This window comes from Streptomyces roseoverticillatus, from assembly GCF_000719265.1.
In the GTDB taxonomy this organism is placed as follows: Bacteria; Actinomycetota; Actinomycetes; order Streptomycetales; family Streptomycetaceae; genus Streptomyces; species Streptomyces roseoverticillatus.
Genome location: NZ_JOFL01000011.1, coordinates 335,088 through 358,855 on the forward strand (window position 1 = coordinate 335,088; position 23,768 = coordinate 358,855).

Genomic DNA, 23,768 nt, shown 5'->3' on the forward strand with positions numbered 1-23,768 from the left:
CGGCGGGTGCTGGCCTAAGCTCATGGGCATGAGCACCCGTGACGCCCTGCTGCAGCAGATCAAGGACAAGGCCGTGGTCCACGGCAAGGTGACCCTCTCCTCCGGCAAGGAGGCCGACTACTACATCGACCTGCGCCGGATCACCCTGGACGCCGAGGCCGCGCCGCTGGTCGGCCAGGTCATGCTGGACGCCACGGCCGACCTGGACTTCGACGCCGTGGGCGGGCTCACCCTGGGCGCCGACCCGGTGGCCACGTCGATGCTGCACGCCGCCGCCGCGCGCGGCCGCAAGCTGGACGCCTTCGTCGTCCGCAAGGCGCAGAAGACCCACGGCATGCAGCGCCGCATCGAGGGCCCGGACATCAAGGGCCGCCGCGTCCTGGTCGTCGAGGACACCTCGACCACCGGCGGCTCCCCGCTGACCGCCGTCGAGGCGGCGCGCGAGGCCGGTGCCGAGGTCGTCGCGGTGGCGACGATCGTCGACCGCGGGGCCGCTTCCGCCATCGAGGGCGAGGGCCTGCGCTATGTCACGGGCTACTCCCTGGGAGACCTGGGCCTGTCCTGACCTGCGGTTTCTTCGCGGCGTCCGAGTCGGGGGCGTGGTTTCACGTGAAACCGCGCCCCCTGCGCATGCCCGAGCTCATATGAGCGTGGTGAGCCTCATGTGGAGTAATTCGGGGAGTCTGGGAGTATGGGGGCGACGATGACCGTCGCCCCCTAGGTCAGGGCCCCGAATCACGCCCGTACCCGCACATCACAAGGAGCGGACAGATGCCCATCGCAACCCCCGAGGTCTACAACGAGATGCTCGACCGGGCGAAGGCAGGCAAGTTCGCCTACCCGGCCATCAACGTCACCTCGACGCAGACCCTCCACGCCGCGCTGCGCGGCTTCGCCGAGGCGGAGAGCGACGGCATCATCCAGATCTCCACCGGCGGTGCGGAGTTCCTGGGCGGTCAGTACAGCAAGGACATGGTCTCGGGTGCGGTCGCGCTCGCCGAGTTCGCGCATGTCGTCGCCAAGAAGTACCCGGTGAACATCGCGCTGCACACCGACCACTGCCCCAAGGACAAGCTGGACGGCTACGTCCGCCCGCTGCTCGCGATCTCCCAGGAGCGCGTGGCCGCCGGTCAGAACCCGCTCTTCCAGTCCCACATGTGGGACGGCTCCGCCGAGAAGCTCGACGAGAACCTCGCCATCGCGAAGGAGCTCCTCGCCGAGGCCGTGAAGGCGAAGATCATCCTTGAGGTCGAGATCACCCCGACCGGCGGCGAGGAGGACGGCGTCTCCCACGAGATCAACGACGACCTCTACACCACCGTCTCGGACGTCGAGCGCACCGCCGAGGCGCTGGGCCTGGGCGAGAAGGGCCGCTACCTGCTGGCCGCCTCCTTCGGCAACGTCCACGGCGTCTACAAGCCGGGCAACGTCGTGCTCCGCCCCGAGCTCCTCCGCGACCTGCAGGACGGCATCGCCGCCAAGCACGGCAAGGCCGACCCGTTCGACTTCGTCTTCCACGGCGGCTCCGGCTCCACGGAGGAGGAGATCCGCACCGCGCTGGAGAACGGCGTCGTGAAGATGAACCTCGACACCGACACCCAGTACGCCTTCACCCGTCCGGTGGCGGCGCACATGTTCAGCAACTACGACGGCGTCCTGAAGGTCGACGGCGAGGTCGGCGACAAGAAGACCTACGACCCGCGCACCTGGGGCAAGCTGGCCGAGGCGAGCATGGCCGCGCGCGTCACCAAGGCGTGCGCGGACCTGCGCTCCACGGGCACGAAGCTGAAGTAGGCACGAAGCTGAAGTAGGGGCCGTACGGCTCAGGAAGGGGCCCGGTGCCGCGCGCGAGCGGCACCGGGCCCCTTCGCGTGGCCGCACGCGCCCGGCCGGGGGATGATCGCGCCATGAGCGACTCCGCACCGGAACCCGCGCCCGGGCCCGGCCCCGAGCCGCCCCCGCCGGCGCGGGCAGCGGGAACGGGGCGGGCGCCCGCCGGCAGCGGTCCCGCGGTGCGCATGGGCACCGCCACGGGGCGTGCGGTGCTGCTGACCGCCGTGCTGGGCTCGGGCATGGCGATGCTCGACAGCACCGTCGTCAACGTCGCCCTGCCGCACATCGGCCGGGACCTCAACGCCGACCTGGCGGTCCTGCAGTGGACCGTCAACGCGTACATGCTCACCCTCGCGGGCCTGATTCTGCTGGGCGGCGCGCTCGGCGACCGCTACGGCCGGCGGCGGGTCTTCGTGATCGGCGTGGTGTGGTTCGCGCTCGCCTCGCTGCTGTGCGGGATCGCCCCGAACGCCGGGGTGCTCATCGCCGCCCGCGCCCTCCAGGGCATCGGCGGGGCCCTGCTCACGCCCGGCTCGCTCGCCCTCATCCAGGCCGTCTTCCGCGAGGAGGACCGGGCCGCCGCCGTCGGCGCCTGGTCCGGCCTGGGCGGGGTGGCCACGGCGATCGGGCCGTTCGTGGGCGGCTGGCTGGTGGACGGCCCCGGCTGGCGCTGGGTGTTCCTCATCAACCTGCCGCTGGCGGCGGTGTGCGTCCCGGTGGCCCTGAAGTACGTACCGGAGACGCGCGACCCCGGCGCGGGCGGGCGGTTCGACGTCCTCGGCGCGACCCTCGGCGCGCTCGCCCTGGGCGCCGTGACGTACGCCCTGATCGCCGCCCCCGACAAGGGCGTCTCGCCGTGGGTGATCGGCCCCGCCGTCGCGGGCGTCCTGCTGGGCATCGCCTTCTGCCGGGTGGAGGCCCGCAGACCCGACCCGATGCTGCCGCTGGGGATCTTCTCCAACCGCCTGTTCTCGTCGATCAACGCGGTGACGGTGTGCGTCTACGCGGCCTTCAGCGGCTTCTTCTTCCTCTCGGTGCTGCAACTGCAGGTCGTGGTGGGCTGGTCGGCGCTCGTGGCCGGCACGGCCCTGCTGCCCACGACGGTGCTGATGCTGCTGCTGTCGGCCCGCTCCGGGGAACTCGCCCAGCGGATCGGCCCGCGCCTGCCCCTCACGATCGGGCCGCTGCTGTGCGCCGCGGGCATGCTGCTGATGGTCCGCGTCGACCGCGGCGCCTCGTACTGGGCGGACGTCCTGCCCGCGCTCGTCGTCCTGGGAATGGGCATGACGGCCCTCGTCGCCCCGCTCACCGCGACCGTCCTCGCCTCCGTGGACGTGGCCCGCGCCGGCCTGGCCAGCGGCATCAACAACGCGGCCGCCCGCGCCGCCGGCCTGATCGCGGTGGCCGCGCTGCCGCTGCTGGTCGGCATGGGCCCGGACGCTTACCGCGACCCCGCGGCGTTCTCGCGGGCCTTCAGCAGCGCGATGTACTGGTGCGCGGGCTCCCTGGTGCTGGGCGCGCTCCTGGCCTGGTTCACGGTCGGGGTGACGTGCCTGCGCGCCCGCAAGCCCACGGGCGAGGAGCCCAGCCACCCGGAGACCACGTACCACTGCGGGATGGCGTCCCCGCCGCTGGACCCGGGCGACGCCTGAGGCCCTCGCGCGCCGGTCACCCGCCCTGCCCGGAATCGCCGGGTCCGCCCTGCCCGCAATCGGTGACGGGCGGTTCCGGCACCTGCCCAGGCAGCAGGGCGACAAGGCAAACTGGAGCTCATGTCCATTCACGAGAACCTGCTCGGGGGCCCGCCCCCGACCCACCTGCCCGACGACCCGGAGCCGCGTGAGCTGCTCGCCTCCGGAGCAGCCCCCTCCGAGGTCGCCGCGAAGTACCCCGCTTCGTCGCTCGCCTGGGCCCAGCTCGCCGACGAGGCGTTCGAGGGCGGCCGGGTCGTCGAGTCCTACGCCTACGCCCGCACCGGCTACCACCGCGGCCTCGACGCGCTGCGCCGCAGCGGCTGGAAGGGCCACGGCCCGGTGCCCTTCGAGCACGAGCCGAACCGGGGCTTCCTGCGCGCCCTGCACGCCCTCGCGCGCGCCGCGCAGGCCATCGGCGAGCAGGAGGAGTACGAGCGCTGCTCCACCTTCCTGCGCGACAGCTCGCCCACGGCGGCCGACACCCTGGGCTGAGCCGGACCGAGCTGAACGACCGACCGGAGCGCCCCGCCTCGTGCGGGGCGCTCCGGCCGGTCTGTGGTCCTGCTGCGGGATGCCTCAGACGGGGCTGATCCCGGCTTGAGCCTTGATGGTGTCCACGGCTTCACTGGTGAGAAGACGAAGCGGCACGACGGTCCACCGGTCGCCCTTGCGCATGATCACGGCTTTACCGTCCTTGGTGCGCCCGATATGGACGAATCCATGGTCGCGCCGGAGATCTCTGACCAAGTGCTCGCCGTGGATCATGCGCTACTTCCCTTCGCGCTCCTCATCGTCGGCCATGCTGCTGTAGACGTTACCGTTCTGAGAGACCCGCGTATCGGGGTCGGTGACCTGGTCCTGGTTCTCGTTCGGGTCCCACTCGTCGTCCTTCTTCCCCATGTTCACGCGCTCCTTCGATCTTGTGGTGCCACCGCGCTTGGTGCTTGTCCCGCACTGCGTTGTACTCGGTCGCGGCTTGCGCGTCGCCGCGTCTCTCGGCGCCCCTGATGACACGGGCCAGGAGGCGGCACACCGGGCACTCCTCCGGCGTCGGGCAGAGAGGCGGGCCGCTTGAGTGCGGCACAGCAACCGTCATTTTGTTCGATCCTCCGCGTGTCCCGCCCCGAACGGGTGGGCATCAACTGTGAGCCCCAGAATCCACCGCCGTGGTGCCGCGGAGAAGACTATTTTGGATGCCAAACGCCTTTGGAATGCGGGGGGTTGGATGCATGGGTGAGAGGTACGAGTCACCAGTTGTGACCTTCGGCGAGGAGATCAAACACGCGCGCGAATCGCGGGGATGGTCCCAGGCGAAGCTGGCGGGAGAGCTGCACTTCCAGCAGCCCTATGTCAGTAAGGTCGAGACGGGGCGGCAGATCGCGTCCGCGCAGTTCGCTGAGCAGTGTGACGTGGTGTTCGGCACGCCCGGGATCTACGCGCGGATGCGGCGCAGGGCGGCCGACTGGGGCAATCCCGTCTGGTTCATCCCCTATCTGGAACTTGAGCGTGAGGCCGAGGCGATCTGCGGCTACTCAACCCTCTTCGTCATGGGCCTACTGCAGACGCCGGAGTATGCCGAAGCTGTTTATCGTGCCGCGCATCCGGAGGAGAGCGCAGTGCAAATCGCGCAGCGCGTAGAGGGCCGAATGCGGCGCAAGGAGCTGTTCGCCGACTCCAATCCACCGTCATTGTGGGTGATCCTGCACGAGGCGGTCCTGTGGTCCGGCGTGGGTGGGCCGGATGTCATGCGGGGACAGCTGGCGCATCTCGTAGTAGCAGCAGAGTCCCCGCACATCGACCTGCAAGTGTTCCCGGCCGGTGCGGGCACTCCCCCTCGCGGGACACCGTTTATCGTGCTGACGCGACGGGACGGGAGTGAAGTCCTGTACACGGATAACTACACGTGGGGGCAGGTGGAGGACTCCGCGGAAGTGGTCACCAAATGGCGGGCAGCGTACGAGCATCTGCGCGCCGACGCCCTCCCGCGCGATGACTCCGTCTCCCTCATCCGCCATGCGATGGAGGCGTATACCCATGAGAATCAGCGACATCCGCAACGCGATATGGGCGAAGTCCAGTTACAGCGAAGGCGAAGGGGAGTGCGTCGAATGGGCCCCCGTCCTCGCCTCGTCCGGCCTCGTTCCCGTCCGGGACAGCAAGAACCCTGACGGCCCGGTCATAGCCGTCTCGGCCGCAGCGTGGTCCACGTTCATAACGACCCTTGCCGTCAGCACCCATCGGCCCGGATGATCGCCGCAGTGGCCCGGCGAACCCGGGAGCGACGGCAGGGGAGACGAGATGACTTCCGACCCACAGGACACCGCACCCAACCTGCACTTCACCGGCACCACCCCGTACGAGGACTATGTGCGGGCGTCCCTGCTCAGCAGCCTTCAGGAGCCGCTCTCCGAGGATCCCGGGGAGATGTCCTTCCTCGTCACCACGCAGGTGATGGAGCTCTGGTTCAGAGTCATCGTGCACGAATGGGAGACCGCCGCGCGCGCCCTGCGCGAGGACGACCTGCCGGTGGCGATGGCCGCCCTGAAGCGCTCCACGTACGAGTTGCAGTCCCTCAACGCCAGTTGGGAGCCGCTGGCGCACCTCACCCCGGCCCAGTTCAACGCCTTCCGCTCCGCCCTGGGGGACGCGTCCGGCTTCCAGTCGGCCATGCACCGGCGGCTGGAGTTCCTCCTCGGCGACAAGTCCGCGGCCATGCTCGTGCCGCACCAGGGCGCGCCGCAGATCCACGCCGAGCTGGAGAAGGCGCTGTACGCACCCAGCCTGTACGACGAGGTGCTGCGCCATCTCGCGCGCCGCGGCCATGCGATACCCGCGGCCGTCCTCGACCGCGATGTCTCCGAGCGGTACGCCGCCGACCCGGCGGTCGAGGCGGTCTGGGAGCGGATATACGCCGGGGACCAGGGCAGTGAGGAGTGCCGCCTGGGGGAGGCGCTGACGGAGGTCGCGGAGCTCGTCTGGCGCTGGCGCAACGACCACTTGGTGGCCACGCGCCGGGCCATGGGCGCGAAGGTGGGCACCGGCGGCTCGCCGGGGGTCGCCTGGCTGGAGAAGCGGGCCACGAAGAACGTGTTCCCCGAACTGTGGACGGCGCGCAGCCGTGTCTGAGGCGGTCCTGGTCAAGGAAGCCGCCGCTCTCGACGCCGCCGACGGACTGGCTGCCAAGCGCGCCGAGTTCGACCTTGACGACGACATCGTCTACCTCGACGGGAACTCCCTGGGCGCCCCGCCGCGCGGCGTCGCCGGCCGCCTCGCCGACGTGGTCGGCCGCGAGTGGGGGCGCCTGGGCATCCGCTCCTGGGAGGAGTCCGGCTGGTGGACGGCCCCGGAGCGCGTCGGCGACCGCCTCGGCCGGCTGGTCGGCGCCGCCCCGGGGCAGGTCGTCGCCGGCGACTCCACGAGCGTCAACGTCTTCAAGGCCGTGGTGGCGGCGATCCGCCTGGCGGACACGGCATCGCGGGACGAAGTGCTCGTGGACGCCGCCACCTTCCCCACTGACGGCTACATCGCCCGCTCCGCCGCCCGCATGACCGGCTGCCGGATCCGCGCCGTCGCCGCGGCGGACATGGCCCGCGAGGCCGGTCCCCGCACGGCCGTCGCCCTCGTCAACCACGTCGACTACCGCACGGGCCGCCTCCACGACCTGCTCGGCACCACGGCCGCCCTCCGTGCCGCCGGCGCGCGCACCGTGTGGGACCTGTGCCACAGCGCGGGCGCCCTGCCCGTCCGGCTCGACGCCGACGGGGCGGACTTCGCGGTCGGCTGCACGTACAAGTACCTGAACGGCGGCCCCGGCGCGCCCGCCTTCCTCTACGTGCGCCGCGCCCTGCAGGACCGCTTCGACTCACCGCTCCCCGGCTGGAACTCCCACGCCGATCCCTTTTCCATGGACCCCGCCTACGCCCCCGCCGGCGGCGCGGTCCGCGGCCGCGTCGGCACCCCGGAGATCCTCTCCCTCCTCGCCCTCGACGCCGCGCTCGGCGTCTGGGACGGCGTGGACCTCGCGGCCGTCCGCGCCAAGAGCCTCGCCCTCACGGACTTCTTCCTGCGCTGCGCCGCCGCGTACGTGCCGGAGGGCCGCGTCGCGTCCGTGACGCCGGAGGCGCACGGCGAGCGGGGCAGCCAGGTGTCGCTGCGGTACGGGCCCGGAGCCGGTGAGGTCATGGCGGAGCTCATCCGCCGCGGTGTCGTCGGCGACTTCCGGCGCCCGGACATCCTCCGGTTCGGCTTCACGCCGCTCTACACGCGCTTCGCGGATGCGGAACGGGCCGCGCGCGTGCTCGGCGAGGCCATCGGAGCGATGGAAGAGGCCCGGCGGTGACGGCCGAGGAGGACGCCCTGTTCGGCCTGCCCTACGCGCCGCCCGACGCGACCGTGCCCTACGGCCCGCACCCCAGCCAGGTCGTCGACCTCCACCTCCCGGCCGGGCCGCCGGCCGGGATACGGGTGACGTTGCTGCACGGCGGGTTCTGGCGCGAGGCGTACGACCGCCGCCACCTCGCGCCCCTCGCGGCGGCACTGGCCGCGCAGGGTGTGGAGGTGACCCTCGCGGAGTACCGCCGCGTCGGGCCGGGCGGCGGCGGAGGCTGGCCGCAGACGTACGAGGACATCGTCCGCGCCGCGGCGATCCGCAGCGGCAGCGGCCCGGCCCGGCACGTGCTGGTGGGCCACTCCGCGGGCGGGCACCTCGCGCTGTGCGCGGCGAGCGAGGCCGCCGGCGTGGACGCCGTGATCGCCGTGGCTCCTGTGGCCGACCTCGCCCGGGCGCGGGAGCTGGGGCTGAGCGGAGGAGCTGTGGAGGAGTTCCTGGGCGGTGGGCACCACCCGGAGGCGGACCCGGTCCTGCGCCCGCCCGCCGGTGTCCGCGTGACCGTCCTCCATGGCGACGCGGACCCGGACGTCCCCCTGGAGCTGTCCCGGTCCTACGCGGCGGCCGCGGGGAGCAACGTGACGCTGCGGGTCCTCCCGGGCACCGGCCACTACGCCGCGATCACGCCGGGCACGGCGGCGTACGAGGCCCTGCTGGCCGCGCTGGGACGCCCCTCGGCCTCCCCCTGTCCGTCTTAAGGAGGACCCCCGGAGATCCCCATTCATGGGGACGCCCTACGAAATCCGGTTGCCTACGGTTGATGGTGTGACCGACACCCATGACACCCACCCGGGCAACGAGCTGCGCATGGCGAAGACTGCCCTCCACAGGCTGCGCGAGGACCTCTTCACCGACGCCTTCGCGTTCCGCCCGCTGCCGCCGCTCCCCACCGAGCGCGGGTGGGTGCGCCGGCTGCCGGTGCGCGCCCGGCGGTACGCACGCTGGTTCCCGCACGGCGCCCTCACCCTCTTCGCGTGCTTCGTCACGCTCGCGACCGCCGAGCGCATAGGCGGCGTGTCCGGGCTCGGCTACGCGGGGCTGTTCGTCGGCGCACCGCTGATCATGACGATGCTCCGGCCGGTCGGCGCCTGGTGGCTCTCCCTGGGAGGGATGCTGTTCTCGGGCGTCTTCCTCAGCGGTTACGGCATGGGCGACTCGTCGGTCAACTTCGTCACGTACCTGATGGTCGTGCTGTTCGTGGCCCTGCGGACGCGGCCCCGCGTCGCGGTCGAGATGCTGGTGCTCACCGCCGCGTCCGGCATCTTCCTGACGTTCTTCCTCCAGGCCTTCCGCCCGTACGGCGGCTACCCGGGCTCCGACCTCTTCGAGATGTTCGCCCTGTTCACGGTCGTGATGATCGCCGTGCTCTCCGTGCGCGGGCTGCGCGAGACCAAGCAGCAGGTCGCCGTGCAGACGGCCGTCACCGAGGTCGAGCGCTCCCGCCGCACCGTGCTGGAGGAGCGCACCACCATCGCCCGGGAGCTGCACGACGTCGTCGCGCACCACATGTCGGTCGTCGCCATCCAGGCGGAGGCCGCCCCGTACCGCGTCCAGGACACCCCGCCCGAGCTCGCGGCCGCGTTCCAGACGATCCGGGAGAACGCCGTGGCGGCGCTCACGGAGCTGCGCAGAATCCTCGGCGTCGTACGGTCGGAGAACCCCGACGCGTTCGCCGACCCGGAGGCCCCGCAGCCCACCCTGGAGGCCCTTCCCGCGCTGCTCGGCAACATCCGCTCGGCCGGGCTGGCCGTCGAGCACGTGACGACGGGCGCCGTGCGGCCGCTGCCGCAGGGCGTGGAGCTGTCGGCGTACCGGATCGTCCAGGAGGCGCTCAGCAACGTCCTGCGGCACGCCCCGGGCGCCGAGGCCCGCGTCGAGGTGAGCTACGTCCTGGGCGGCCTCGGCCTGCGCGTGGTCAACGGCGCGCCGAACCGGCTGGCGAAGCCCTCGCCCGGCGCCGGCCACGGCGTCCTCGGCATGCGCGAGCGCGTGGCGATGCTCGGCGGCGCGATGACGGCCGAGGCGACGGCGGACGGCGGCTACGAGGTCGCCGCGTTCCTCCCCGTGGAGCCGGGCGAGGCCGCCGCATGACCATTCGCGTGATGATCGTTGACGATCAGATGATGGTCCGCGAGGGCTTCTCGGTCCTGCTGAACGCCATGCCCGACATCGAGGTCGTGGGCGAGGCGGTCGACGGCAGGGAGGCTGTGGAAAAGGTCGCCACCCTGCGCCCCGACGTCGTCCTGATGGACATCCGGATGCCCGTCCTCAACGGCCTGGAGGCCACCCGGGAGATCGTCGCCGCCGACGCGGACGCGAAGGTGCTGGTCCTGACGACCTTCGACCTGGACGAGTACGTCTACCAGGCGCTGCGGGCCGGAGCGAGCGGCTTCCTGCTCAAGGACGCCTCGGCGCGGCAGCTCGCGGACGGCGTGCGCGTGGTCGCCGCCGGCGAGGCGCTGCTGGCGCCGACGGTCACCAAGCGCCTCATCCAGGAGTTCTCCCGGCTGGGCGCGCCCAAGCCGCCCACGCAGGAGCGCGTGGGCGAGCTGACCGAGCGGGAGACGGAGGTGCTGGTGCTGGTCGCGCAGGGCCGCTCCAACTCGGAGATCGCCGCGCACCTCGTGGTCGCCGAGTCCACGGTCAAGACGCACGTCAGCCGCATCCTGGTGAAGCTCGGCCTGCGCGACCGGACGCAGGCGGCGGTCTTCGCGTACGAGGCGGGCTTGGTGACCCCGGGCGGCTGAGGGGCGGGGCGCCTTGCGACGGGCACGCGCCTAGGCCGCCCCGACGGCGCGGGCCCGGCGGAATGACCGCCCACCGGGTCCTGCGGCCGTCCGCCGCCCGGCTCACCGCCGCAGCAAGGAAACCCGCTCAGCTCACCACCGCAGCGGAAGAAAAAGCCCCGCCGCAACGGCGAATCACCCCGACGGCGCGGGCCCGGTGGAATGACCGCCCACCGCGGCCTGCGCGGTCCGCCGCCCGAGCCGCGCTGTCGTCGGCCGGCGCGCCGCCGCGGCAAGGAAAACCCGCCGCAACGGCGGATCACCCCCGCGGCGCGGGTCCGGCGGAATGACCGGCCGCCATGGCCCGTACGTCCGAATGACCCGCGGGGCACGCCCCGCACGTCCGCATGACCCGCCGGACGGCTACACCCGCGGCAGCGTGAGCCGCCATCCCCCCGGCGCCGCCGTCCACGTACGCCGCCGCACCGGCCCCGCCAGCACGTTGTCCGCGCGGTAGCGGAACGCGGGACCGGAGACGGTGACGCGGCGGGCGCGGGAGCGCAGGGGGACGTCGGCGTCGTGGGTGTGGACAGCGAGCTCCGCGAGGCCGCCGTCCGCGGCGGTCAGGGAGACGCGGGTGACCGGCCGGTCGAGGTCGGTGACCAGCTCCCCGTCGGCCTCGATCCGCAGCCGGGTGCAGCCGGGCACGGGAACGCGGCCCGCGGCCGCGGGACCGGTCAGCAGGGTGAGCGCGGAGCGGGCCGTGCGCGCGGCCGGGGACCACCACGGCTGGTGACCTTCGCCACTTCCGCCGGGCACGCCTTCCGCGGTCGCGCAACCCGGGCCGGAGCCCGCGCCCGCGGGATCCGCGTCCTCCGCGCCGCCCTCACTCGCCTCCGCAGACCCGTTCGGCCCAGCCGGCACCGGCGACCCCGCAGACGCGTCCGGCCCGTCCCCGCCGCCCGGGATCCACACCCCGCCGAGGACCACGCCGCCGCTGTCGTCCACAAGCAGGTCCAGAGGGCGCTCCAGGCCGTCCAGGACGGCCCGGGCGGCCGCGACGGGCCCCAGGGGCACCCCCAGCGTCCGGGCCAGGGAGACGGCCGGCAGAGGCCCCACGGGCACGACGGACACTGGCACGTCCGCCAGCTCGCGGCGGCGGTGCAGGACAGTCACCACGTGCAGCAGGGCGCGGTCGTCGCCGATGACCACCGGCCGTCGCCGGCCGCGCCGGGCCAGGGCGCGCTCGACCTCCTCGGGCCCTTCCGGCAGACAGATCTTGGTCGCTGCGCCGCCGCGGAGCACGTCCCTCGCGATCCGTACGGACTCGCCGTCCACGCGGCGGGCGACCGGGTCGATGACCACGAGCAGAGCCTGCTCGCTGGGGTCTGGAGCCGACACCTCGGTCCTTCCTCAGGTGCTGTTTTTCCCGGGGCACGACCCCCGGACCCCCGGTCGCGACCCGGGGCCCTGGGTCTTTCTGTTCGTCCCCCGAGCGAAATATTCGGTAATCTCTCGGTGCAAGAGCCCCTGTCGCTGTTGCGCCAGGGGCTTCGTCTATCCGGGGCACCGGTTCGACGGCTCTAGCGGTGGTGTACGCCCTGAGCAAGCGGGGTGACACCACCACGCACGTTGGACATGCCCCGCCCGGAAGGGGTGTACGCCTGTGCCCGCACTTGTGCTGCTCGGTGCTCAGTGGGGTGACGAGGGCAAGGGAAAGGCCACCGATCTCCTCGGTGGATCTGTGGACTATGTGGTGCGCTACCAAGGTGGCAACAACGCCGGCCACACGGTGGTCGTCGGCGACCAGAAATACGCGCTGCACCTCCTCCCTTCCGGGATCCTCTCGCCGGGGTGTACCCCGGTCATCGGCAACGGTGTGGTCGTCGACCCGGCGGTCCTGCTCTCCGAGCTGAGCGGGCTGAACGAGCGCGGCGTCGACACGTCCAAGCTGCTGCTCAGCGGTAACGCTCACCTGATCACGCCGTACCACACGACGGTCGACAAGGTGACGGAACGCTTCCTCGGCAAGCGGAAGATCGGCACCACCGGCCGCGGCATCGGCCCGACCTACGCGGACAAGATCAACCGCGTGGGCATCCGCGTCCAGGACCTCTACGACGAGTCGATCCTGACGCAGAAGGTCGAGGCTGCCCTCGACTTCAAGAACCAGATCCTGGCGAAGCTCTACAACCGCCGCGCGATCGACGTCGCCCAGATCGTCGACGAGATGCTGGGCTACGCCGAGCAGATCAAGCCGTTCGTCGCGGACACCACGCTGATCCTGAACAACGCCATCGACGAGGGCAAGGTCGTCCTCTTCGAGGGCGGCCAGGGCACGCTGCTCGACGTCGACCACGGCACGTACCCCTTCGTCACCTCCTCGAACCCGACCGCGGGCGGCGCCTGCACGGGTACGGGCGTGGGCCCGACGAAGATCAACCGCGTGATCGGCATCCTCAAGGCCTACACCACGCGCGTCGGCGCCGGTCCGTTCCCGACCGAGCTGTTCGACAAGGACGGCGAGGCGCTGCGCACCATCGGCGGCGAGCGCGGTGTGACCACCGGCCGTGACCGCCGCTGCGGCTGGTTCGACGCGGTCATCGCCCGCTACGCCACCCGCGTCAACGGCCTGACGGACTTCTTCCTCACCAAGCTCGACGTGCTCACCGGCTGGGAGCAGATCCCGGTCTGCGTCGCGTACGAGATCGACGGCAAGCGGGTCGAGGAGCTGCCCTACAGCCAGAGCGACTTCCACCACGCGAAGCCGGTCTACGAGATGCTGCCGGGCTGGAGCGAGGACATCTCCAAGGCGAAGACCTTCTCGGACCTGCCGAAGAACGCGCAGGCGTACGTGAAGGCGCTGGAGGAGATGTCGGGCGCGCCGATCTCCGCGATCGGCGTGGGCCCGGGCCGCGACGAGACGATCGAGATCAACTCGTTCCTTTCGTAGGCACCCTGTACGGACGCGCGGCGCCCCGGTGGCTTTCGGCCACCGGGGCGCCGTCGCGTTCAGGCGATCTTCGGGTATCAGCCGGTTTTCCGGTAGACCAGCGAGGCGTCTTTCGTGCCGGAGTCGACAAAGTCGCGCCGCATCCGTCCGTCCGGCAGCAGGACGAGGTCCGAGGCGGAGCCGGGCTGGCAGGCCGAGGCGGGGTTCGCGTGGGTGACCCGGGACGGGCCGAGGTGCAGCGGGGAGCCGGCGGTGCCGCCGCCGCTCGCCGTGGTCTGCCACTGGCAGGTGTACGGGGTGCCGTCGTCGAGGACGCCGCTCCCGTCGATCGTGACGGCGGCGTTCGTGCCCCGGGCGATGGTGATGGCCCGGTTGTTGGCGCGGGCGCCGCCGCCGAAGCCGGACTGCCAGGTGCCGGCGAACGCCTGGGGCCCGGTGGTGTCACCGTCCGCGCCGGTGCTCGGGCTCGTGGCGGGCGCGGGTGAGGACCCCGTGGCCGGGGCGGAGGACGGGCCCGTCGTGCCGGGGGAGGCGGCCTGCGAGGAGGAGCCGGCCGACCCGGAAGCGTGGTCCTTCGCGCCGTTCTGCTTGAGCAGGAAGACCGTTCCTCCTCCTGCGATCAGCCCGGCGGCCACCACGGCGGCGAGGATGACCGGCGTCCGCGAACGGCGCGGCGCGGGAGGCCCGTAGGGCACGTAACCGGTGACGTACGTGCTGCCCGAGTCGTGCGGGCCGGGGGCGTGGCCGTAGGGGCCCTGCTGCGGATATCCGTAAGGGGCCGGGGCGGGCGCGGGCGGCGGCAGGGGCTGCGACGCGTGCGGCGCAGGGGGCGGCGTGCTTCCCGCGGTGACGGTCGGCGGATCCTGCCGCACGGGCGGCTGCGGCTGCGCCGGAGACAGGGGCGCCGCCGGGGATATCGCCGTCGGCGCGTGCCCGTCACCCGCCGGAGCGGGGTCCCGGACGGGCTCCTCCACGTCCAGCAACTGGACGGCGTGCCGCCCGAGCTGGGCGACGAGGCCGGCCGGCAGCCAGGGCTCCGCGGAGCGCAGCTCGCCGATCACCTCCTCGACGCCGGTGACCTCCAGGACCTGCGCGGGCGTCGGCCGCTCCTGCGGGTCCTTGGCGAGGAACGACGTGATGAGCGGGCGCAGTCCGGCCGGCACCCCGGTCAGGTCCGGCTGCTCCTCCGCGATCCGGTACATGAGGGCGTGCACGCCGCTGTCCGCCGTGCCGAACGGCATCCGGCCGGTGGCCGCGTAGGCCAGCACCGAGCCGAGGCAGAAGACGTCGCTGGCGGGCGTGACCGCGCCGCCGCGCACCTGCTCGGGCGACATGAAGCCGGGGGAGCCGACGGCCGCGCCGGTACGGGTGAGGCCGTCGCCGTCGGCGACGGTCTCCAGGGCGCGGGCGATGCCGAAGTCGATGACGCGCGGGCCGTCGAGGGTGACGAGCACGTTGGACGGCTTGAGGTCGCGGTGGACGATGCCCGCGGCGTGGACGGCCTGCAGGGCGCGCGCGAGACCGGCGCCGAGGATGCGCACGGACCGCTCGGGCAGCGGCCCGAAGTCCCGGTCCACGACCTGCCGCAGGGACGGCCCGGCGATGTAGCCGGTGGCGACCCAGGGGACTTCGGCCTCGGTGTCCGCGTCGAGGACGGGCGCGGTCCACTCGCCGCCGACCTGGCGGGCGCTGCGCACCTCCTGGCGGAAGCGCCGCCGGAACTCCTCCTGGCCGGCCAGCTCGCGGTGGACGAGCTTGACGGCCACCGTGCGTCCCCGGTCGGAGCGGGCCAGATAGACGCGGCCCATGCCGCCCGATCCGAGCCGCCCGAGCAGCCGGTACGCGCCGAGTGTGCGTGGATCGTCCGGCCTCAGACTGTCCATGGGTCAGGTCCTCCGTGTCCCCCGTGTTTTCCTTGCGGAGAATAGCGGGAGTACAAAGAACCGGGACCCCGCACTCGGAAAGTACGTGGCCCCGGTCCGGACCGCCGGCGGCCCCGGCGCGGGCCGGGGAGCGGGGTCAGGCGGGAATGATGTTCTCCGCCTGGGGGCCCTTCTGGCCCTGGGTGACGTCGAAGGTGACCTTCTGGCCCTCCTGCAGTTCCCGGAACCCCTGGGTAGCGATGTTGGAGTAGTGGGCGAAGACGTCAGCGCCGCCGCCGTCCTGGGCGATGAAGCCGAATCCCTTTTCGGAGTTGAACCACTTCACGATGCCGGTAGCCAAGATGATCTCCTCGATGGCGGCGGTGCCGGAATTCCGGGCACCTAAAAAGCGCAGTAGCCAAACACAGCAGCGCCTGAAGGTCGCAGACCTTCAGGCGCGCATATGACGGGTCCATAACTGCAACGGAAAATGACCGTAGCACGCGGCTCGTCCCGTTCGCGGAATTTGCGAACTCTCCGGTTGACGCGGCGTGCCGCGCGGCCCGGCAGTGTGTCGCCGGGGGCGGCAAGAGCCGTACACAGTGCCGGTGTCGGGCCGCTCCGGGCCTGCCTACGCTGGCCGTTGCCCGTCCCAGAGCCCGCCCGAGCACCAGGGAGCCGACCGTGAGCACCCCGCACCCCGCCGCCGACCCCGCTGCAGGCGCCGCCGTCAAGGCCGCCGACCGAGCGCACGTCTTCCACTCCTGGTCCGCGCAGGGCCTCATCGACCCGCTGGCCGTCGCGGGCGCCGAGGGCTCCTGGTTCTGGGACTACGACGGCAACCGCTACCTCGACTTCTCCTCCCAGCTCGTCAACACCAACATCGGCCACCAACACCCCAAGGTGGTCGCCGCGATCCAGGAGCAGGCTGCGCGGCTGTGCACGATCGCGCCGGGCTTCGCGGTGGACGTGCGGTCCGAGGCCGCGCGGCTGATCGCCGAGCGCACCCCCGGCGACCTCGACAAGATCTTCTTCACCAACGGCGGTGCGGAGGCGGTCGAGAACGCCGTACGGATGGCCCGCCTGCACACGGGCCGGCCCAAGGTCCTGAGCGCCTACCGCTCGTACCACGGCGCGACCGCCGCGGCCATCAACCTCACCGGCGACCCGCGCCGCTGGCCCTCCGACACCGCCTCGGCGGGCGTGGTGCACTTCTGGGCGCCCTTCCTCTACCGCTCGCCGTTCCACTCGGACAGCGAGCAGCAGGAGTGCGAGCGGGCGCTTTCGCACCTGGAGGACACGATCGCCTTCGAGGGCCCGGCCACGATCGCCGCGATCGTCCTGGAGACAGTCCCCGGCACGGCCGGGATCATGGTCCCGCCGCCCGGCTACCTCCCCGGCGTGCGGGAGATCTGCGACCGCTACGGGATCGTGTTCGTCCTCGACGAGGTCATGGCGGGCTTCGGCCGCACGGGCCGCTGGTTCGCCGCCGACCACTTCGGCGTCGTCCCCGACCTGCTGACCTTCGCCAAGGGCGTCAACTCCGGCTACGTGCCGCTCGGCGGCGTCGCGATCTCAGCGGAGATCGCCGCCACCTTCGACGAGCGCCCCTACCCCGGCGGGCTCACCTACTCCGGGCACCCCCTGGCCTGCGCCTCCGCCGTGGCGACGATCAACGCCATGGCCGAGGAGGGCATCGTGGAGAACGCCGCCCGGATCGGCGAGCAGGTCCTCGGCCCCGGCCTGCGCGAGCTCGCCGAGCGGCACCCGAGCATCGGCGAGGTGCGCGGCCTGGGCGCCTTCTGGGCCCTGGAACTGGTCCGGGACCGGGCCACGCGCGAGCCGCTGGTGCCGTACGCGGCGGCGGGCGAGGCGATGACGGCGTTCACCGCCGCCTGCAAGAAGAACGGCCTGTGGCCGTTCGTGAACATGAACCGCACCCACGTGGTGCCGCCGTGCACGATCACCGAGGAAGAGGCCAAGGAGGGCCTGGTGATCCTCGACGCGGCCTTGGCGGTGGCCGACGCGTACACCGTGTGACGCCACGCACTCCCTCCCGCCGCGGCTGGGGGTACCTCCCAGCGGTAGCTGGGGGAGCAACCCCCGCAAAGGTGACCGGCGGCGCTGAACCACCCGAGCCCACTCGTAAGGGCGCAACCCCGCATGGGGTACCGTGCCCCGTTCCTGTGCGCACGGCCATATTGCCCAAGACGGCCCTCGCATATCGTTTGCGAGGGCCGCCCGCAGAATGGCGCGCGGCTGGGGAAGGGGAGACGGAGACAGATGCCGGGCAGCGAGGCTGTCAGACGCACGACGCTGCGCGAGCAGATCGCCGATGCCTTGCGTGACGAGGTCATAGCGGGGCGGCTCCCCGCGGGCCGCCAGTTCACGGTCAAGGAGATCGCCGAGCAGTACGGCGTCTCGGCCACACCCGTGCGCGAGGCGCTGCTCGACCTGTGCGCGCAAGGGCTGCTCGACGCGGAGATGCACAAGGGCTACCGCGTGCGCGAATTCACGTACGCCGATTTCCGGGACATGGTCGAGGCCCGTTCGCTGATCGTCGAGGGCATCTTCCGCCGTTCCCCGGACCGCGCGCTGGGCAGCGTCACCCCGGCCGCGCTGGCCTCCGTGCGGCGCCGGGCCGAGGAGGCCGCGCGGGCCGCCGCCGCGGGCGATCTGGACATCCTCATCGGCTACGACCTCCGCTTCTGGCGCGAGCTCGCGGCAATCGTCGGCAACCCGTACATATCCGACTTCCTCAATACGGTCCGTGTGCAGGGCTGGGTCTTCACGGTCCCGCTGCTGCGCCGCATGCCCACCCTCCGGGGCCGCCTGTGGAGCGGCCACAGCGCACTCGTCGAGGCCGTGGCCCAGCAGAACGCGGCCGAGGCGGAGCGGATCATCACCGCGTACAACCAGCACTCCCTGGCACTGATCGAGGCCTCCCGCCCGGTATGACAACCGGCCCGGCAGCACTACTCTGGCTCGACCATCGCATCACGTTGTGTCGTCGCGAACGAGAGCGAGTTCACGTGGCCTGTGACCTCTGGCTGGTCCCCCTCGTAGACGTGCTGTGCCACAGCCCCGACAACCCCTTCGCCGAGGAGATCGCCGCGTACGACAAGGCGCTGGGCGAGGCCGGGCTGCCGCCCGTGCCGGTCTTCGGCTACATGCCGGGGCTCTCCGGCGACGTGGCGCCCGTCGCGGGCTTCGACTACGACGCGCTGCATTTCCTGCGCCGCGCCCACATGCTCAACCTGTGCGGCCTCGCCGTCACGCCCGTGGACGAACTGGGCGGGGACTACGAGCAGTTGCTGGAGATGTTCGAGACCACGGCGCAGCAGTCCCACCTGGTGTGGCACTACGACCACGCCGGCGCGTACGTCCCGGTGGACTTCGCGCACCCGCTGACCAATGACGAACTCCTGGAGGGCGGCGGCCCCTTGGGGTCCAGCCAGGGGCTGCTGCGCGAACTGCATGCGGTGGCACCGGTGCTGGGCATCGATCCCGGCAACCCCCCTGCCGCGCCCGCCGCTCCGGAGCGGCCCACGGGGCTGGAGGAGCGGGCGGCGCCCGGGCCGGAGGACGACAGTCCGTTCGCGCGGGAGCGGCACGTCTGGCTGGGGCTGCACGCCGCGGCGACGCGCAGTCTGGGCCAGGGGTCGATGATCGTCTTCAGCTGAGGGCGCCCGCGCCGTTCGTCCGGGGACGAGGACCCGGACGGGACGTCCGGGCGGACGGGGGACGGGTCAGCGCGGGGACTCCGGGGGGCGCTGCCGCGGCATGTTCGGCCGGGTGCCGGGGGGCAGCGGGAAGCGCGGCAGCGGGCCGCCGCCCTCCCCCCGGGGGCCCCACGACACCAGCGACTGCGTGAGCAGCGGCGTCGGCCCCGCGCGGAACTCCACCATCCAGTCGGCCGTCTCCGCCCGGACGAGCTCGGAGACGTCCTCGGAGAAGCGGCGCAGGACGCTCAGGCAGCGCTCGGCCGCCTCGCTGGCCGTGCCCTCCGTCGGGCCGAGCACCTCGCGGACGCACTCCGACGCCCAGTCGAACTGCAGCGCCTCCAGCCGCCGCTGCACGGCCTGCGCCGTGGCGACGGCCCGCATCCAGCCGGACGTCAGGCCGAAGTAGCGGTCGCAGGCGACGCAGGCGACCGACCCGAGCAGCACCAGGAACCCCCAGGCGCAGCCGGTGCGGACGACGTTCGTCAGCTGCAGCAGCGGCAGGGCCGAGCCCACCACCGCGCAGGCCGCGGCGCCGATGCGCAGCGCGCGCGCCCACCGGCGTTTCCAGGCGCGGTCCGCCAGATACCAGTCGACCAGATACAGCGCGCCGTTCTCCACCCAGCGGTACAGCTCATCGAGACGCTCCGCGGGTTCCCCCCAGTCGCCGAGCGGGAAGGTGCGGCCGCGCAGGTCGCCGCGGTGCCTCCCACTCTGCTCGCGGGGGAGCCCCTCGGGCTGCATCTCCGGCTGGCTCACCCGTGCACTCCCTCTGCCGCATGCGGATCGCGAGCCACCTTCCTACCGCCGAACGGTCGGTCTTGGGGACAAGATCGCTGCTTTTCCGCCCGTAAGCGCTGAGGAATCCGGTATAAGCCGCGGATCGACATCACCCGAAAGAGTGGGTCGCGGGGGCGGGAGTACGGCCGCGCCGTTGTCGCCGGCTCGTCGCCCGGCCGTACGGGGCCGATGCAGTGACGTTTCTGTGCCGTGTTCGTCTCTTGTCGTACGGATCGTCGCACGGGCCCTGGAAAGCGATCAGTCGACGAGGCAATAGGGTGACCGGTGTGAAGGTCCTCGTCATCGGCGGCGGCGCCCGCGAACACGCCCTGTGCCGCTCACTCTCCCTCGATCCCGACGTCACCGCGCTGCACTGCGCCCCCGGCAATGCCGGGATCGCCGAGGTCGCCGAGGTGCACCAGGTGGACGCCCTCGACGGCGCGGCGGTCGCCGACCTCGCCGCGTCCCTGGGCGCTGACCTGGTGGTCGTCGGCCCCGAAGCCCCGCTGGTCGCAGGCGTCTCCGACGTCCTGCGCGAGCGGGGTTTCGCCGTCTTCGGCCCCTCGGCGCAGGCCGCGGAGCTGGAGGGCTCCAAGGCGTTCGCCAAGGACGTCATGGCGGCGGCCGGCGTTCCCACGGCCCGCGCCTACGTGTGCACCACGCCCGCGGAGATCGACGCCGCGCTCGACGCCTTCGGCGCGCCGTACGTCGTCAAGGACGACGGCCTGGCCGCCGGCAAGGGCGTCGTCGTCACCAGTGACCTCGGCCTCGCCCGCGAGCACGCGCTGGCCTGCGGCCGCGTCGTGATCGAGGAGTTCCTGGACGGCCCCGAGGTCTCCCTCTTCGCCGTCACCGACGGCGAGACCGTCGTCCCCCTCCAGCCCGCCCAGGACTTCAAGCGCGCCCTCGACGGCGACGAGGGCCCGAACACGGGCGGCATGGGCGCGTACTCCCCGCTGCCCTGGGCCGACCCCAAGCTGGTCGACGAGGTCCTCCAGTCGGTCCTGCAGCCCACCGTGGACGAGCTGCGGCGCCGCGGCAAGCCCTTCTCCGGCCTGCTCTACGCCGGTCTCGCGATCACCTCGCGCGGCGTCCGCGTGATCGAGTTCAACGCCCGCTTCGGCGACCCCGAGACGCAGGTCGTCCTCGCCCGCCTGAAGACGCCCCTGGCCGGGCTGCTGCACGCCGCGGCCACGGGGACGCTCGCGTCCCTGCCGCCGCTGCGGTGGAGCGACGGCGCCGCCGTCACGGTCGTCGTCGCCTCGCACAACTACCCGGGGACGCCGCGCACGGGCGACGTCATCGAGGGCCTGGAGGAGGCCGGGGCGACCGGCGACGCGTACGTCCTCCACGCGGGTACGGCCCGGGACGCGGAGGGGCGCGTGGTCAGCGCCGGCGGCCGCGTCCTGTCCGTGACGGCCACGGGCTCGTCCCTGCAGGACGCCCGCACGCGTGCCTACGAGGCGGTATCCCGCATCCGCCTCGCCGGCTCCCACCACCGCACGGACATCGCCGCGCGGGCGGCGGAGGAGTCGTAGGGGGCGCTCTCGCGATGCGAGAGGCCGACCAGGCCTCTCGAATCCGCCGCAGCGGCGCGCAACCCCACCGGAGGTGACCGGCGGTGCCCGACGGCCCTCAGGCAGGTACGGCACCGCCGTTCAGGCCGACGGGGGCTGACCGCCGCCGCGGCGGATTTCTTGCCTGCGGCAAGGGGCGCACCCCGTACCGGCAAGTAGGCACGCCCCTATACGTCGAGCCCGCCCGGCCAGGGCCCCGGCTTTGACCAAAGCCATTCCATCGGGTGACCGGTTGGCTAACTAGCTGACGCGCGCCCCACCCCCAACTAGGGTGCGGCGCAAGCGCGGTGCCGGGCAGAGGCCGGTGCCGCGGCGCCGGACTCAGGCAACTGGCCCACCGGCATTGCGATGTCAGAGGCCGGTGCCACAGTGGGGGGAAAGGCAACGCCCCCCGGCGTTGCGTCCGCTGTCGCACTCCTCGGTCCGCGTTCCGACGGAGCACAAACTGGCAACAGGGGGTGATCGGTCTCGTGGCAGGTCCGGAAGCAGGCGTGCTCGTCGCACGCGCCCAAGCCCTCGCGGTGCTGCGCATCCGCAGCGCCGCGCTGGCCGTCGCCCTGCTGCCCGCGGCAGCCGCCGCCGTGCTGGCGGCGGGCATCGCCATGGGGCGCATCCCTGACGGCGGCGCATGGTCCGCCGCCCGCTGGGCGTTCACCGGCGCCGCGGTCCTCGCCCTGGCCCTCGCGGCCACGGTCGCCGCCGTGGTCGTCCGGGCCAGACCGGCCCTGAGCCCCACGGTCGCCATCCCCGAGGAGAAGGCGCCCGACCTCTACCGCCTCGTCCGCGACCTCGCGGAGCGGCTGGAGGTCCCGGCCCCGTCGGCGATGGCCCTCACTCCCGACTGCGACAGCTGGCTGGAGGACCGCACCCACCCGGCCCACGGCTCGCCGCACGGCGCCGCGAACGGCTCCCCGCGCGCCCTGCGCCCGCGCCGCCGCTCCACGGCCGCGCCGGTGCTGGTGATCGGATCGCCGTTCCTGTGGTGGATGCGCGTCGCCGAGCTGCGCGCCCTGCTGGCGCCGGTCGTCGCGGGCACGGGCCCCTCGGCCCATCCCGACATAGCCGCCGCCCGCCGCTTCGTCCGCGGGCTGGACGCCGCCGTCGCGGTCGCGGCGGGCCGGCCCGCCCTGGCGTTCGTCGGCGGTGTGGCCCGGTTGCTGCTGCACTCCTGCCGGGGGCACGCGGCCGAGATGGAGCGGGGGGTCGCGGCGGCCGCCTCCGAGCGAGCCCAGAGCGTCGACTACGGCCTGCGGATCGTCGCCCAGGAGCAGGTCGGCCTGGCCTACGCCGGCTGGGACCGGCTGCTCAACAGGGTCGCGCTGCCCGCCTGGCGCATGGGCCGCTGGCCCTCCCGCCTCGACGCGGGCGTCGTCTCCGCGCTCACCGAGCTCTCCCGCCGCGACCGCCTCGCGGAGGGCTTCGCCTCCCGGCTGGGCGAGCGCCCGGCCTGCGATCTGCTGGAGGAGCCCGGCGCGATCGACGAGGCCGCGTCCCTGCTGGCGGCCCGCCTCTTCCACGGCGGCCCGCCCGACACCGGCCCGGGCTGGCTGCCGGTGGCCTGGAGCCAGTATCCGGAGGAGGTCGTGGACCGGAAGTGGCGGCTGGAGGCCGCCCGCCTGCACCGCGTCCTCGACGTCGTGGACGCCCTGCCGGCCCTCACCCCCGTCCCCGCGGCCCCGGCGGGCATGGCCGCCGCCCCGACCGTGGCCCGCGTCCTGGAGCGGCTGGCGGGCCCCGCCGCGGACGGAGTCGCGGAGGAGCTCGGCGCCCGGCTCGGCGCCGAGGTGGCGCGGGAGGCCGCCCAGGAGGCGCTCACGGCGCAGCAGAGGGCCTTCGGCGCGGCGGCCACCGCCGAGCCCTGGGTGGACGGCCTCGCGCCCCTCTTCCCGCTCCAGCCGCCCCGCAGCGGCCGTGAGCTGCTCGCCGACCACGTGACGGCCATGGTCTGCTGCGCCGCCGTGGACACCGCCGGCGCCGCCCCGGGCCTGGACTGGCTCGACGGCCCGGCCCTGCTGGTCGGCGGCGCCCGCCGCCCCGACCTGGGCCGCACGGTCCTCAGCCTGATCGAGGACGGCGACGACGCGCCGCTGCGCGCCTGGCTCGGCGAGGTAGGGGTCCGCCCCGAGAAGCCCGTCCGCCTGGTGTAGCCCGGTGAGCCCCGTGACACTCGGTGATCCTTCACCCAGTCACTTACCGGGGAATTTCACGACGAGCGGTGACGAGGCGGGCGCAGT

At 72.8% G+C, this 23,768-nt stretch carries 22 protein-coding genes and 1 pseudogene; 17 read left to right on the forward strand and 6 right to left on the reverse strand.

The window, feature by feature from the left end:
- The first annotated feature begins 22 nt into the window (after window positions 1-22).
- The 4 genes from pyrE to IF61_RS0115745 all read left to right on the forward strand — a co-directional run bounded on the left by pyrE (window position 23) and on the right by IF61_RS0115745 (window position 4,019).
- Window positions 23-565: an orotate phosphoribosyltransferase gene (gene pyrE, locus IF61_RS0115730; protein ID WP_030367016.1), complete on the forward strand. Its 543-nt coding sequence runs from the start codon at window positions 23-25 to the stop codon at window positions 563-565.
- 206 nt (window positions 566-771) lie between these two features.
- On the forward strand, window positions 772-1,794 hold the full coding sequence (gene fbaA / locus IF61_RS0115735; RefSeq protein WP_030367017.1) for a class II fructose-bisphosphate aldolase: 1,023 nt from the start codon (window positions 772-774) through the stop codon (window positions 1,792-1,794).
- Window positions 1,795-1,907: 113 nt separating this feature from the next.
- On the forward strand, window positions 1,908-3,485 hold the full coding sequence (locus IF61_RS0115740; RefSeq protein WP_078660233.1) for an MFS transporter: 1,578 nt from the start codon (window positions 1,908-1,910) through the stop codon (window positions 3,483-3,485).
- A gap of 120 nt (window positions 3,486-3,605) precedes the next feature.
- Complete coding sequence (locus IF61_RS0115745; RefSeq protein WP_030367019.1) at window positions 3,606-4,019, forward strand: DUF3151 domain-containing protein; 414 nt, start codon at window positions 3,606-3,608, stop codon at window positions 4,017-4,019.
- A gap of 84 nt (window positions 4,020-4,103) precedes the next feature.
- On the opposite strand, the gene IF61_RS0115750 is transcribed toward IF61_RS0115745, so the two are convergent.
- On the reverse strand, window positions 4,104-4,292 hold the full coding sequence (locus tag IF61_RS0115750; protein WP_030367020.1) for a hypothetical protein: 189 nt from the start codon (window positions 4,290-4,292) through the stop codon (window positions 4,104-4,106).
- Window positions 4,293-4,295: 3 nt separating this feature from the next.
- Window positions 4,296-4,433: a hypothetical protein gene (locus tag IF61_RS35880; protein WP_157848614.1), complete on the reverse strand. Its 138-nt coding sequence runs from the start codon at window positions 4,431-4,433 to the stop codon at window positions 4,296-4,298.
- A gap of 350 nt (window positions 4,434-4,783) precedes the next feature.
- Between IF61_RS35880 and IF61_RS0115760 the strand changes: the two genes are divergently transcribed.
- From IF61_RS0115760 to IF61_RS0115785, 7 genes and pseudogenes are all read left to right on the forward strand, one after another.
- Window positions 4,784-5,695, forward strand: coding sequence for a helix-turn-helix domain-containing protein (locus IF61_RS0115760; protein WP_342667997.1), 912 nt, complete (start codon window positions 4,784-4,786; stop codon window positions 5,693-5,695).
- Window positions 5,652-5,777, forward strand: a pseudogene (locus IF61_RS37580) (DUF397 domain-containing protein); the annotation flags it as partial. The gene IF61_RS0115760 and the pseudogene IF61_RS37580, both read left to right, overlap by 44 nt.
- 48 nt (window positions 5,778-5,825) lie before the next feature.
- Window positions 5,826-6,653, forward strand: coding sequence for a tryptophan 2,3-dioxygenase family protein (locus IF61_RS0115765; RefSeq protein WP_030367022.1), 828 nt, complete (start codon window positions 5,826-5,828; stop codon window positions 6,651-6,653).
- Window positions 6,646-7,866 (forward strand): kynureninase, encoded by a 1,221-nt coding sequence (kynU, locus tag IF61_RS0115770; RefSeq protein WP_030367023.1) that lies wholly within the window; start codon window positions 6,646-6,648, stop codon window positions 7,864-7,866. Before IF61_RS0115765 ends, kynU begins: the two co-directional genes overlap by 8 nt.
- On the forward strand, window positions 7,863-8,612 hold the full coding sequence (locus IF61_RS0115775; protein WP_030367024.1) for an alpha/beta hydrolase: 750 nt from the start codon (window positions 7,863-7,865) through the stop codon (window positions 8,610-8,612). Before kynU ends, IF61_RS0115775 begins: the two co-directional genes overlap by 4 nt.
- A gap of 109 nt (window positions 8,613-8,721) precedes the next feature.
- Window positions 8,722-10,005 carry a sensor histidine kinase gene (locus IF61_RS0115780; protein WP_052392736.1) on the forward strand — a complete coding sequence of 428 codons (1,284 nt, stop codon included), beginning with the start codon at window positions 8,722-8,724 and terminating at the stop codon, window positions 10,003-10,005.
- Window positions 10,002-10,661, forward strand: a complete 660-nt coding sequence (locus tag IF61_RS0115785; protein WP_030367026.1) for a response regulator — start codon at window positions 10,002-10,004, stop codon at window positions 10,659-10,661. The genes IF61_RS0115780 and IF61_RS0115785 overlap by 4 nt, the downstream gene beginning before the upstream one ends.
- 402 nt (window positions 10,662-11,063) lie before the next feature.
- Here IF61_RS0115785 and IF61_RS0115790 read toward each other — a convergent pair whose 3' ends face one another.
- Window positions 11,064-12,041, reverse strand: coding sequence for a diacylglycerol kinase (locus IF61_RS0115790; protein ID WP_078660235.1), 978 nt, complete (start codon window positions 12,039-12,041; stop codon window positions 11,064-11,066).
- 265 nt (window positions 12,042-12,306) lie between these two features.
- Here IF61_RS0115790 and IF61_RS0115795 point away from each other — a divergent pair, with 265 nt between their 5' ends.
- Window positions 12,307-13,593 carry an adenylosuccinate synthase gene (locus IF61_RS0115795; protein ID WP_030367028.1) on the forward strand — a complete coding sequence of 429 codons (1,287 nt, stop codon included), beginning with the start codon at window positions 12,307-12,309 and terminating at the stop codon, window positions 13,591-13,593.
- Window positions 13,594-13,670: 77 nt separating this feature from the next.
- Here IF61_RS0115795 and IF61_RS0115800 read toward each other — a convergent pair whose 3' ends face one another.
- Window positions 13,671-15,476 (reverse strand): serine/threonine-protein kinase, encoded by a 1,806-nt coding sequence (locus tag IF61_RS0115800; protein ID WP_030367029.1) that lies wholly within the window; start codon window positions 15,474-15,476, stop codon window positions 13,671-13,673.
- A gap of 136 nt (window positions 15,477-15,612) precedes the next feature.
- A complete protein-coding gene (locus IF61_RS0115805; RefSeq protein ID WP_030367030.1) occupies window positions 15,613-15,816 on the reverse strand; it encodes a cold-shock protein in 204 nt (67 codons plus the stop codon).
- A gap of 323 nt (window positions 15,817-16,139) precedes the next feature.
- Here IF61_RS0115805 and IF61_RS0115810 point away from each other — a divergent pair, with 323 nt between their 5' ends.
- The 3 genes from IF61_RS0115810 (at window position 16,140) to IF61_RS0115820 (ending at window position 19,138) form a co-directional block, all read left to right on the forward strand.
- Window positions 16,140-17,495 (forward strand): aspartate aminotransferase family protein, encoded by a 1,356-nt coding sequence (locus IF61_RS0115810; protein ID WP_030367031.1) that lies wholly within the window; start codon window positions 16,140-16,142, stop codon window positions 17,493-17,495.
- Window positions 17,496-17,738: 243 nt separating this feature from the next.
- Window positions 17,739-18,413: a GntR family transcriptional regulator gene (locus IF61_RS0115815; protein WP_030367032.1), complete on the forward strand. Its 675-nt coding sequence runs from the start codon at window positions 17,739-17,741 to the stop codon at window positions 18,411-18,413.
- 74 nt (window positions 18,414-18,487) lie between these two features.
- On the forward strand, window positions 18,488-19,138 hold the full coding sequence (locus IF61_RS0115820; protein ID WP_030367033.1) for a hypothetical protein: 651 nt from the start codon (window positions 18,488-18,490) through the stop codon (window positions 19,136-19,138).
- Between the two features lie 66 nt (window positions 19,139-19,204).
- Here the strand turns inward: IF61_RS0115820 and IF61_RS0115825 are convergent, their stop codons facing one another.
- Window positions 19,205-19,936 (reverse strand): SLATT domain-containing protein, encoded by a 732-nt coding sequence (locus tag IF61_RS0115825; RefSeq protein ID WP_030367034.1) that lies wholly within the window; start codon window positions 19,934-19,936, stop codon window positions 19,205-19,207.
- Window positions 19,937-20,244: 308 nt separating this feature from the next.
- On the opposite strand from IF61_RS0115825, the gene purD reads away from it, so the two are divergent.
- Together purD and IF61_RS0115835 are read left to right on the forward strand one after the other, a co-directional pair.
- On the forward strand, window positions 20,245-21,495 hold the full coding sequence (gene purD / locus IF61_RS0115830; RefSeq protein WP_030367035.1) for a phosphoribosylamine--glycine ligase: 1,251 nt from the start codon (window positions 20,245-20,247) through the stop codon (window positions 21,493-21,495).
- Between the two features lie 530 nt (window positions 21,496-22,025).
- Entirely contained in the window at window positions 22,026-23,681 is a 1,656-nt protein-coding gene (locus IF61_RS0115835) for a hypothetical protein (RefSeq protein ID WP_397945275.1), read from the forward strand.
- Window positions 23,682-23,768: the final 87 nt, after the last annotated feature.

What these genes read in the sequence shown, in the direction of transcription:
- IF61_RS0115750 (WP_030367020.1), bottom strand. Translation starts at nt 4,292, where the DNA reads ATGATCCACGGCGAGCACTTGGTCAGAGATCTCCGGCGCGACCATGGA.
- IF61_RS0115745 (WP_030367019.1), top strand. Translation starts at nt 3,606, where the DNA reads ATGTCCATTCACGAGAACCTGCTCGGGGGCCCGCCCCCGACCCACCTG.
- IF61_RS0115815 (WP_030367032.1), top strand. Translation starts at nt 17,739, where the DNA reads ATGCCGGGCAGCGAGGCTGTCAGACGCACGACGCTGCGCGAGCAGATC.
- IF61_RS0115785 (WP_030367026.1), top strand. Translation starts at nt 10,002, where the DNA reads ATGACCATTCGCGTGATGATCGTTGACGATCAGATGATGGTCCGCGAG.
- IF61_RS0115765 (WP_030367022.1), top strand. Translation starts at nt 5,826, where the DNA reads ATGACTTCCGACCCACAGGACACCGCACCCAACCTGCACTTCACCGGC.
- IF61_RS0115740 (WP_078660233.1), top strand. Translation starts at nt 1,908, where the DNA reads ATGAGCGACTCCGCACCGGAACCCGCGCCCGGGCCCGGCCCCGAGCCG.
- fbaA (WP_030367017.1), top strand. Translation starts at nt 772, where the DNA reads ATGCCCATCGCAACCCCCGAGGTCTACAACGAGATGCTCGACCGGGCG.
- pyrE (WP_030367016.1), top strand. Translation starts at nt 23, where the DNA reads ATGGGCATGAGCACCCGTGACGCCCTGCTGCAGCAGATCAAGGACAAG.
- IF61_RS0115800 (WP_030367029.1), bottom strand. Translation starts at nt 15,476, where the DNA reads ATGGACAGTCTGAGGCCGGACGATCCACGCACACTCGGCGCGTACCGG.
- IF61_RS0115780 (WP_052392736.1), top strand. Translation starts at nt 8,722, where the DNA reads ATGGCGAAGACTGCCCTCCACAGGCTGCGCGAGGACCTCTTCACCGAC.